Origin of the sequence: Flavobacterium sp., assembly GCF_031409475.1 — a bacterium.
Lineage (GTDB): Bacteria > Bacteroidota > Bacteroidia > Flavobacteriales > Flavobacteriaceae > Flavobacterium.
Window position 1 is genome coordinate 1 of sequence record NZ_JANNXH010000010.1, and the last position, 10,917, is coordinate 10,917.

The following is a 10,917-nucleotide window of genomic DNA, read 5'->3' on the forward strand; positions in this document are numbered from 1 at the left end:
GGTAGAATTTTAGCCCGAAAAGTTCCTTCAGATAATTTTCAAGATGCTACCGCTTTTCTTGACAATGGTGGGCAAAAAGGGCGTCAATCTGCATTTATTACAACAGGATCTTATCGTATTAATACGTTTATTTTTGAAATTGTAATGGCGGATCAAATCAAAATTTTCGAAAACATGATTGGAATTGTAACTGCGCTTGATGGAGAACCAATTCCTCAAGGACAAATTGCAGGAACAAATGTAGAAGGGCATAACAATTTTCAAGATTTTGATAAATTTTTAGAAAAAGGAGGAAATAGAGGTTTGCAACCACAAGTCATGTTGGCAGGTTCGTATTACATTAATTCTTGGGCGGTACAAATTGAGCAAAACCCAATGACAGATGTGCCTATTGGATATGTTGGCGTTGTAATTTCTTATATTGGAGAAGATGGATTAGACGTAACTGGCGAACATTTTAAACACGGAAATATTGTTACTAAAGGCCAACGCGGCGTTTGGATGGAGCCACTAGGTCCTGGTAAATATGCGTTGAATAAATACACAACCAAATTAGAGCCAGTTCCTACTACAAATTTGGTTTTAAACTGGGCTGATGCACGAAGCGAATCACATAATTTAGATCATAATTTATCTACAATTACAGTTCGTTCTCAAGATGGTTTTCCGTTCAATTTAGATGTTTCGCAGATTATTCACGTACCTGCTAATGAAGCGCCAAAAGTGATTGCCCGTTTTGGAAGCATGACCAATTTGGTTTCTCAAGTATTAGAACCAACAATTGGAAATTATTTTAGAAATTCAGCGCAAGAAAGCGATGTAATTTCGTTTTTATCAACTAGAAAAGAGCGTCAAGAATCGGCTAAAAATCATATTAAAGTGGTTTTAGATGAATATAATGTCAATGCTGTTGACACATTAATTGGAGACATTGTACCGCCAGATTCATTAATGAAAACGTTAACCGATAGAAAATTAGCCGAAGAAGAGCAAAAAACCTATCAAACTCAAAAAATGGCGCAAGAACAACGCCAAGGAATGGAAAAAGAAACTGCTATTGCTGATATGCAAAAAGAAATCGTAAAAGCGTCACAAAGTGTTGAGATTGCACAACGAACTGCAGATGCAACAGTTAAAAAAGCAGAAGGTGACGCAACGAGTTTGAAACTGAATGTAAATGCCGAAGCAGAAGCTACTAAAATGAGAGCCAACGCTGAAGCCGAAGCTACCAAAGCTAGAGCAGGAGCACAGGCTGAAGCAACAAAACTAACTGCAAGTGCAGATGCCGAAAGAATTTCTAAAACTGGTTTAGCTGAAGCTGAAAAGATTATGGCAATTGGTAAATCTACTGCCGAATCTTATCAATTGCAAGTTTCTGCAATGGGTGGCGATAATTTTACCAAATATAAAATTACCGAAGAAATTGGCAAAGGTAATATCAAAGTAATTCCTGATGTTTTAATTACAGGTAGCAATGGTTCCGAAGGAGGAATTAGTGGTTTACTTGGTATAAAATTAATGGAAATGATGGATACTAAATCAAATAAAAAAGAATAATTTTCGGTTTTAACCAGTTTAAATTCCCAATATTTTTTAATATTGGGAATTATCTTTTTTAATATTACTTTTGAAATAAAAATAAATATGGATTCTAAAACAATATCATTTGGTATTTTAAAAGCTATTGGAATTATTGCAATTATTGCTTTGATTTTGTATTTTATAGTTCAAATTCAGTCGGTATTAATATACCTTGTTGTTTCCTTGATTTTAACTTTAATTGCCAATCCATTAGTGGAATTTTTAAAGACTAAATTAAAATTTAGAAACACATTAGCGGTTACTTTCACCATGATTTTGTTAATTGCTGTTTTTTCTGGATTAATCATGATGTTTGTCCCATTGATAGTTTCGCAAGGAGAAAATCTATCTTTGTTAGACACTGTATCTATTGAAAAAAATGTGGTTCAAATTATTGATAAACTTAATGTTTTTCTACTAAGTTATAATATTGATGCTGTAAATATGCTTAAAGAAGCCAACGTTACTTCAAAAATAAACTTTAACATTATTCCTAGTTTTCTAAATGCTTTTTTAGGAACTTTAAGTAGTTTTGGTATGGGATTAGCCTCTGTTTTATTTATCACTTTTTTCTTTCTTAAAGATAAAGTCATGTTTCTTTCGGGTATAAAAAGGATTCTTCCGGATAATCATCAAGATAAAATATTGAATTCGTTGACTAAAATAAACCAAATGTTAAGTCGTTATTTTATTGGTTTAATTATTCAATTGTCCATAGTTTTTGTACTTTATCTAATTGTACTTTTAGTTTTTGGGATAGAAAATGCTTTTATTATTGCTTTTTTATGTGCCATTTTAAACATAATTCCATACGTTGGACCACTAATTGGATCGGTTTTGGCTGGAGCTTTGACCATGATGAGCCATTTAGGTAACGATTTTCAAACTGATATTTTACCAACAACTTTATATGTTTTAATAGGGTTTTGGATTGTTCAAATAATAGACAATAACCTTTCTCAACCACTTATTTTCTCTAAAAGCTTAAATTCTCATCCGTTAGAAATTTTTCTAATTACTTTAATTTGTGGATTCCTTTTTGGAATCACAGGAATGATTATTGCCGTTCCAACTTATACGATGATTAAAGTAATTGCCAAAGAATTTTTTCCAGAGAATATTATTATTAAAACAGTAACCAAAGATTTGTAATGAATTTATCAGCTATTTTAAAATCTGAAATTCAGCAATTTATTACTCAAAATATTGGAGTTGATATTTCAAAATTAGCTTTACAGAGAAATCCTTTTCCAGAAGTTGATTGGCAATATATTTTAAACCAGATTTCTGCAAAAACCAAAGCGAAAACTAAATTGCCAACTTGGTTTAACAAAGAAAACATTATTTTCCCTTCTAAAATTTCAGTCGAACAAACCTCTTCTGAAGTAACAGCATTTTATAAATCCAACATCGTCTCTGGTGCAAGTTTAATAGATTTAACTGGAGGATTTGGTGTTGATGATTACTACTTTTCAAAAAAAATAAAACAAGTAATTCACTGTGAAATTAATGAAGAACTATCTCAAATTGTTAGTTATAATTTTAAAATTTTGCAAAAAGAAAACATAAATTGTATTTGTGGTAATAGTTTTGATATTTTGCAAGAGTTGAATCAAAAAATGGATTGGATTTATATTGATCCATCACGTCGAAGTGATTCTAAAGGCAAGGTTTTTATGCTCAAAGATTGTTTGCCAAATGTACCTGAATTACTCGATGAGTATTTTAAATTTGCTGACAATATTTTAATTAAAACAGCACCAATTTTAGATATTTCGGCTGGATTGGGCGAATTGAATAATGTAAAAAATATTCATATTGTTGCTGTTAATAATGAAGTTAAAGAACTACTTTGGGAAATTAAAAAAGATTTTAATGATTTTGTAACTATTAAAACCATCAATTTAAATAAAGAAAAAGAAGATTTTTTTGAATTTAATTTGAGCCAGAATCAAACAGATTATAGTATTTCATTACCTAAAAAATACCTTTATGAACCTAATTCAACGATTTTAAAATCGGGCGGTTTTAACGAAGTAGGATTACACTTTGGTTTGAATAAATTGCACCAACATTCCCATTTATATACTTCGGATGACAAAATTGATTTTCCAGGACGAATTTTTGAAATAAAACAACTTTTCGAATATTCTAAACAAGGAATGAAGGCATTTTTAGAGAAAAAAAAAGCAAATATCACTACTCGAAATTTTCCTGAAACAGTAGAGAATATTCGTAAAAAATGGAAAATTAAAGATGGGGGACAAGTTTATACTTTTTTTACAACTGATGCAAATAATCGTAAAATTGTATTACTTTGCGCCAAAATTTAAAATTTACAATGAAAACTAAATTAATTGCCTTTTTGTTACTCGTTCAAACAATTGTTTTTGCCCAAAAACCTTGTGAATATGTAACCGAAGTTACGGATTCACTTGGAACATTAAAAGAAACAAAGGCTTGTTTGGCTTACGAAAGAGTTTTTGGAAATACAACCCAATTCATATTTCTATCTTTAATTTCTGACAATAATACGCCAATGTTAAATTTGCAGGTTATTCAAAAAAGTCCTGATTTTATAGTTCCAAAATGTTTGGATAAAAATTCAAGAGTTTACTTTCAATTGTCTAACGGGAAAATATATACTCTAATGGCTTCTGCCGAAAGCCAATGTGATAATTTGATATATAATAGTAAAGAAAAATTATATAATAGACTTTTGAATGCTAATTTTTTGTTCCTTAAAAATGATTTTGAAGATCTGAAAAAGTTAACAATTTCGATGATGCGAATTAAATTTGCCACAGAAACCATGGATTATGTATTGCCTAAAGAATTGATTTCTGAAAAGTTAAAAATCACTTATTCTCCCGAAAATTTCTTTATAGATAATTTTAAGTGTATTGAATAGCTAGTGACACTCCCAAACAAAGTTAGAAATTTTATCTTTTCTAGAACCTTTTAAATTGTAATGCCACCATTCGGAATCAAAAGATTCAAAATTGTGTCGAAGCATGATTTTTTTCAATAATTGACGATTTTTTAATACTTCTTTGGGTAACTCTTTATAAAAATGACTTGATGCTGCACCAAAAAAATCAAATGCACTTCCCATATCCAATTCATTTCCAGCTTCGTCAACCAAAGTAATGTCTACAGCACCACCTCGATTGTGGATTGAACCTTTTGTTGGATTGGCAACATATTCAGGATTTGGAACTAATGCCCACATTTTTCTCTGCACTTGTAACGGACGATAACAATCAAAAAGTTTAATTTTATATCCTTTTTTTTTGAATTCTTTGTTGGCTTCAATAAGATTGTTCAATGTTTTAAGTCTTAAAAAACAAGTGCCACATTCGTACATTTTTGATTTTAGAAAATTGTCATCGGTGGCATATTTTAAATCTAAAATAAATTCATTACTATAATCGCTTAAATTAACAAATGTAGTATCGTTTTGAGTTAATGAACTTTGATTGTTTTCAAAAAAAGTTTTTTTTACTACTACATTTTGTGTTTTGCAAGACCAAACTAAAATGGTCATTATAATACAATAAATGAAACGAATATTCATTAAGCTTTGTTTAATTTACTGTTTTTATAACCGTAAGCAAAGTAAAACACTAATCCTATAAGTAACCAAACTCCAAACCATTTCCAGTTAGAAACTGCCATTCCTGTTAGTAAATAGCAACAAGATACTAATCCTAAAAGTGGAATTAACGATAAGTTTTTAATAAAAGCTAAAATTGACATTACTAAAACTAAAATAAAGAAAGCTATCATTGGCAAATTGGTTGCTAATTTTCCGTTTGAAAAATCAAAAGTTTCTGAAAAAAATGTTGGAATATAAGTATTTACTATAACTAATGTTAACAATACAATGGCTGGAAAAACAAATTTTGAATTGATATATGGAATTCTAAATTTACCTTTTGTAGCTCGATCGGTTAATTCAGCCTCACTTTGTGGAGAAAGCATTAAAACACCGCCGCAAACCAATACAAAGGCAAATAAAGTTCCAATACTGGTAAAATCTAAAACAAAATTTTCATCTGTAAAAAATATTGGAATTCCAACTACCAATCCTGTTATAATTGAGGCAAATCCTGGGGTTTTGTATTTAGGATGAATTTCGGCAAATTTCTTCGGCATTAAGCCATCGCGACTCATCGTCATCCATATTCTTGGTTGTCCCATTTGGAAAACCAGCATAACACTTGTCATGGCTACAACAGCAGCTATAGAAACTATAAATAGCATCCATTTTACACCTTTTAAGGCAAAAATTTCAGCTAATGGATCACTAACTCCTAATAATTTGTAAGATACCATTCCAGTTATTACAAGTGCCAAAATAATATATACAACAGTACAAATTATCAACGAATAAATCATGCCTCGAGGCAAATCACGTTGAGGATTTTTACTTTCTTCGGCTAATGTTGATACTGCATCAAAACCAATATAGGCAAAGAAAACAGCTGATACTCCACCCATAACACCTCCAAAACCATTAGGCATAAACGGAGTCCAATTGTTAATATCTATATAAAAAGCACCAACAATAATGACAAGTACAATAATTGTCAATTTGATGTAAACCATCACATTACTTATATTTCTTGATTCTTGTGTTCCTCTGTAAATTAAATAAGTAATCAAAATATTAATTAAAACAGCAGGTAGGTCAAAAATAATTTTTAATCCACCAACTGATGGTGCATTTTGCCAAGCCAAAAGACCTTCTCCAGCTTTACTTTCAATAAATGCTGCGTGTGCTGATTTGTAATTTATAGTCAACCATTCGGGTAAATGAATACCAAAGGTTTCAATTAAATTAGTAAAATAACCACTCCAAGAAAAAGCTATGTAAATATTTCCAATAGAATACTCCATCAATAATGCCCAACCAATAATCCAAGCAAATATTTCTCCAAAAGACACATATGCATAAGTGTAAGCACTTCCAGAAACTGGTACTCGCGAAGCAAATTCGGCATAACACATTGCAGTGAATCCGCAAGCAATTGCGCACATTACATACAATAAAATAACACCAGGCCCACCTGAAAAACAAGCATTTCCGATAGCAGAAAAAGTACCACCTCCAATAATTGCTGCAATTCCAAAGAATGTCAAATCTTTTACATTCAATACTTTATTAAGCCCCGAATGCTCTCCATCTCCACCTTGTTGTAATATTGTTCCTAATGGTTTTTTTCTGAATAAATTAAAAAATGACATATTCTTGGTTTGTATATTTTAGTTAGTTTTTACTGCTTAAGTTAACAAATTATTAAATAATTGCAGAAAACAAATATATAAAACCAATCTGAATTATTTGTATTTGCTCTTTTTTATTATTCAAAAATATGAATTAATAAAAAAGGTAGCCTTTAAGACTACCTTGATTAAAATTTAATTTAAAAATCTGTTTATTTCAAGTCGAAACGGTCAAGATTCATCACTTTTGTCCAAGCTGATACAAAATCATTCACGAACTTTTCTTGCCCATCTTTATATCCATATACTTCTGCAATAGCTCTAAGTTCTGAATTAGAACCAAAAATTAAATCTACACGAGTTCCAACCCATTTTATTGCACCAGATATACGATCGGTTCCAACAAATGCATCATCAGATTCTGAAACTGCTTTCCATGAAGTTGATAAATCAAGAAGATTTACAAAGAAATCATTGGTAAGAACTTCTGGACGTTTGGTGAAAACACCCGTTAGTGATTGATCAAAATTAGTATTCAAAACACGCATTCCTCCAACAAGAACTGTCATTTCTGGAGCAGTTAAAGTCATTAATTGTGCTTTGTCTATTAATAATTCTTCTGCCGAAACAGTGTATTTTGTTTTAACATAATTACGGAAACCATCTGCTTGTGGTTCAAGTACTCCGAAAGATTCAACATCGGTTTGTTCTTGAGAAGCATCTGCTCTTCCTGGCGTAAATGGAACTTTGATATCAAATCCACCATTTTTCGCTGCTTGTTCTACTCCAACACATCCACCTAAAACAATTAAATCTGAAATAGAAACTTGTTTGTTTTCAGTTTGAGAATTATTGAAATTAGTTTTAATATTTTCTAAAACTGCTAAAACTTTAGACAATTGTGCAGGATTATTTGCTTTCCAATCTTTTTGTGGTGATAATCTTAAACGTCCACCATTTGCGCCACCACGTTTGTCTGAAGCTCTAAAAGTTGAAGCTGAAGCCCAAGCTGTTGAAACTAATTCTGAAATATTTAATCCAGATGAAACTAAAGAAAATTTTAAATTTTTAATATCTTCTTCATTAACAAGAGTATAATTTATATTCGGAATTGGATCTTGCCAAATTAATTCTTCCGAAGGAACTTCTGAACCTAAATACAAAGATTTTGGTCCCATATCTCTGTGCGTTAATTTGAACCAAGCTCTTGCAAAAGCCTCATTAAATTGGGATGGGTTTTCTAAAAATCGTCTAGAAATTTTTTCATAAGCTGGATCAACTCTCAAAGCTAAATCTGTAGTTAACATAAATGGTTGATGCGTTTTTGAAGCATCGTGTGCATCTGGAACTGTGCCAGCGCCACCATTATTTACAGGTTTCCATTGGTGTGCACCTGCAGGACTTTTTGATAATTCCCATTCATATTGAAATAAATTTTTAAAATAATCTTGACTCCATTTGTTTGGTGTGCTTGTCCACGCACCTTCTAATCCGCTGGTAATAGTATCTCCACCATTTCCTGTACCAAAATTATTTTTCCAACCCTGACTTTGCATTTCAATTCCTGCTGCAGCTGGTTCAAGTTCGATATATTTACTTGGATCTGCTGCGCCGTGTGTTTTTCCTAAAGTATGTCCACCAGCTATAAGTGCTACAGTTTCTTCATCATTCATTGCCATTCTAGCAAATGTTTCTCTAATATCGTGTGCCGATTTTAATGGGTCAGGATTTCCGTTTGGTCCTTCTGGATTTACATAAATCAATCCCATTTGAACTGCTGCCAAAGGATATTCTAAATCTCTTTCTCCAGAATATCGGTTGTCTGCCAACCATTCTCTTTCTGAACCCCAATAGACATCTTCTTGTGGTTCCCAAGTGTCAACTCGTCCACCACCAAAACCAAATGTTTTAAATCCAGCAGTTTCCAAAGCGCAATTTCCAGCTAAAATCATTAAATCTCCCCATGAAATTTTATTACCATATTTTTGTTTTATTGGCCAAAGTAATAATCGTGCTTTGTCTAAATTAGCATTATCAGGCCAACTGTTTAAAGGTGCAAAACGTTGACTTCCTGAGCCAGACCCACCTCTTCCATCCGATGTTCTATATGTTCCTGCACTATGCCACGCCATACGAATAAAAAAACCAGAATAGGTACCATAATCTGCAGGCCACCAATCTTGTGAAGTGTTTATTATTTCAAAAATATCTTTTTTCAATTGTGCTAAATCAACCGATTTAAATTCTTTAACATAATTAAAATCATTATTCATTGGATTAGAAAGTGAGGAATGCTGACGAAGAATATTCAGTCGCAATTGATTTGGCCACCAATCACGATTAATTGGACCATTGCTATTCATTTGCTTGATTTTTGCTTTTTCAACATTATTTCCTCCGCTGCTGTTATCACCTGAAAAAGGACATTTGCCTTCGCCATTTACATTATAAGATGTTTTGTCGTTGTTTGTGTTGTTTTCCATGGTTAGATTGTTTGAATTTTTATGATTAGCGAATTTAACAAAAAAATATCTTACTGAAATTAAATTAAAATAGATAAAAACTATTATTAAAATTTATTTATTTATTAGTTCTCTATTGTATTGCTTTTGATAATTTAATAAAAATATTTTTTTCTAATTTAGAATAACAAAAAAGCCGTCAAATTATAGACTGCCCCCCAAAAGTTAGACACTATTTGGGGGTATTTTTATGGAAAGAAAAGTCAAATATGATTATGCATTTAAGTTTGAATGCGTAAAATTAGTTTTAGAAAAACATTATACATGTAATTATGTTTCTAATTTAAAAGGTCCTGATGAATCTAATATTCGCAAATGGGTTGCTTTTTACAGGGAGTTTGGATCTATTGGTTTGCTACCAAGAAAGAATCAAAATTATTCGGTTGCATTTAAAATCAGGGTGTTAAAAGCAATTAATAAGGATATTTTGTCTTTAAGAGAGTCAAGTATTAAATTTAATATTCCAGATGCTGCTATCATTGTAAAATGGAAAAAAAATTTTGCTAATTTTGGTTTAGCAGGATTACAACCAAAAACCAGAGGCAGACCAACATCTATGGATACCAATAAACGAAAAAAGCGAAAATCGGACAAACCATTAACACCAGAAGAAGAACTTCTTTTAGAGAATGAAGCACTGCGTTGTGAGAACGAATTGCTAAAAAAGTTGCAAGCCTTAATTCAAGCAGAAGAGAAAGCCACAAAGCGCAAGCCATAATGGAATTAAGGCATAAATTTGATTTGAATTTACTTTTAAATCAAACCAATATGGCACGAAGTAATTTTTATTATCACCAAAAAAAGAGTAAATCAGCTGACAAATATCAAGTGATAAAAGAGTTGATAAAATCCATTTATTACAAACATAAAGGTCGTTATGGATACAGGCGAATTACTGATGAAATAAAAAGTAAAGGAATAATAATCAACCATAAAACGGTTTTAAGATTGATGAAATTCTTAGGCTTAAAAAGCCTCATTAGAGTTAAAAAATATAAATCATATAAAGGAGATCAGGGTAAAATCGCGCCTAATCTATTAGAAAGAAAATTTAAAGCCGAAGCACCCAATCAAAAATGGGCAACTGATATAACTGAGTTTAACGTCTCTGGTCAAAAATTATATTTATCGCCTATTATTGATTTATTTAATCAAGAAATAATAAGTTATGAACTCACAGAACGTCCCGTTTTTAATCAAATTGTTATGATGTTAAATAAAGCTTTTAAGAAAATACCAAACAACACAAACCTAATTCTACACTCGGATCAAGGTTGGCAATATCAAATGAAAAGATATCAAAATCAGTTGAAAGAAAAAGGTATAATACAAAGTATGTCTAGAAAAGGTAATTGCCTTGATAATGCAATTATTGAAAATTTCTTTGGAACATTAAAATCAGAATTGTTTTATCTAAAAAAATATACCTCAATAGAACAATTAAAAAAGGAAATACATGAATATATAAAATATTACAATAACGACAGAAGTAAGTCAAATTTAAACAAAATGAGCCCAATAAAATATCGAGCTCATTATTATCAAAATTAATTATAAATTTGTCCAAACTTTTGGGGTCAGTCTA

9 protein-coding genes are annotated in these 10,917 nt (G+C 31.1%); 6 read left to right on the forward strand and 3 right to left on the reverse strand.

Features of this window, described 5'->3' with window-relative positions; all coding sequences use genetic code 11:
- From RMO53_RS02160 to RMO53_RS02175, 4 genes are all read left to right on the forward strand, one after another.
- Positions 1 to 1,557 (forward strand): SPFH domain-containing protein (locus tag RMO53_RS02160; RefSeq protein ID WP_310377711.1); only part of this gene is annotated, 1,557 nt, incomplete at its 5' end.
- 87 nt (positions 1,558 to 1,644) lie between these two features.
- Positions 1,645 to 2,733: an AI-2E family transporter gene (locus tag RMO53_RS02165; RefSeq protein ID WP_310377712.1), complete on the forward strand. Its 1,089-nt coding sequence runs from the start codon at positions 1,645 to 1,647 to the stop codon at positions 2,731 to 2,733.
- The gene (locus RMO53_RS02170; RefSeq protein ID WP_310377713.1) at positions 2,733 to 3,914 is read left to right on the forward strand and encodes a THUMP-like domain-containing protein; all 1,182 of its coding nucleotides are present in this window, start codon (positions 2,733 to 2,735) and stop codon (positions 3,912 to 3,914) included. The genes RMO53_RS02165 and RMO53_RS02170 overlap by 1 nt, the downstream gene beginning before the upstream one ends.
- An 8-nt stretch (positions 3,915 to 3,922) precedes the next feature.
- Positions 3,923 to 4,492, forward strand: coding sequence for a hypothetical protein (locus tag RMO53_RS02175; RefSeq protein WP_310377714.1), 570 nt, complete (start codon positions 3,923 to 3,925; stop codon positions 4,490 to 4,492).
- Here the strand turns inward: RMO53_RS02175 and RMO53_RS02180 are convergent, their stop codons facing one another.
- The 3 genes from RMO53_RS02180 to katG form a co-directional block, all read right to left on the reverse strand.
- Positions 4,493 to 5,158, reverse strand: coding sequence for a M15 family metallopeptidase (locus RMO53_RS02180; protein WP_310377715.1), 666 nt, complete (start codon positions 5,156 to 5,158; stop codon positions 4,493 to 4,495). It abuts the gene before it with no gap.
- Positions 5,158 to 6,831: an amino acid permease gene (locus RMO53_RS02185; protein ID WP_310377716.1), complete on the reverse strand. Its 1,674-nt coding sequence runs from the start codon at positions 6,829 to 6,831 to the stop codon at positions 5,158 to 5,160. The genes RMO53_RS02180 and RMO53_RS02185 overlap by 1 nt, the downstream gene beginning before the upstream one ends.
- 191 nt (positions 6,832 to 7,022) lie before the next feature.
- The gene (gene katG / locus RMO53_RS02190) at positions 7,023 to 9,293 is read right to left on the reverse strand and encodes a catalase/peroxidase HPI (RefSeq protein ID WP_310377717.1); all 2,271 of its coding nucleotides are present in this window, start codon (positions 9,291 to 9,293) and stop codon (positions 7,023 to 7,025) included.
- Between the two features lie 229 nt (positions 9,294 to 9,522).
- Between katG and RMO53_RS02195 the strand changes: the two genes are divergently transcribed.
- Both RMO53_RS02195 and RMO53_RS02200 read left to right on the forward strand, forming a co-directional pair.
- Complete coding sequence (locus tag RMO53_RS02195) at positions 9,523 to 10,050, forward strand: transposase (protein ID WP_310377718.1); 528 nt, start codon at positions 9,523 to 9,525, stop codon at positions 10,048 to 10,050.
- Positions 10,047 to 10,883 carry an IS3 family transposase gene (locus tag RMO53_RS02200; protein WP_310377719.1) on the forward strand — a complete coding sequence of 279 codons (837 nt, stop codon included), beginning with the start codon at positions 10,047 to 10,049 and terminating at the stop codon, positions 10,881 to 10,883. Before RMO53_RS02195 ends, RMO53_RS02200 begins: the two co-directional genes overlap by 4 nt.
- Positions 10,884 to 10,917 lie beyond the last annotated feature (34 nt).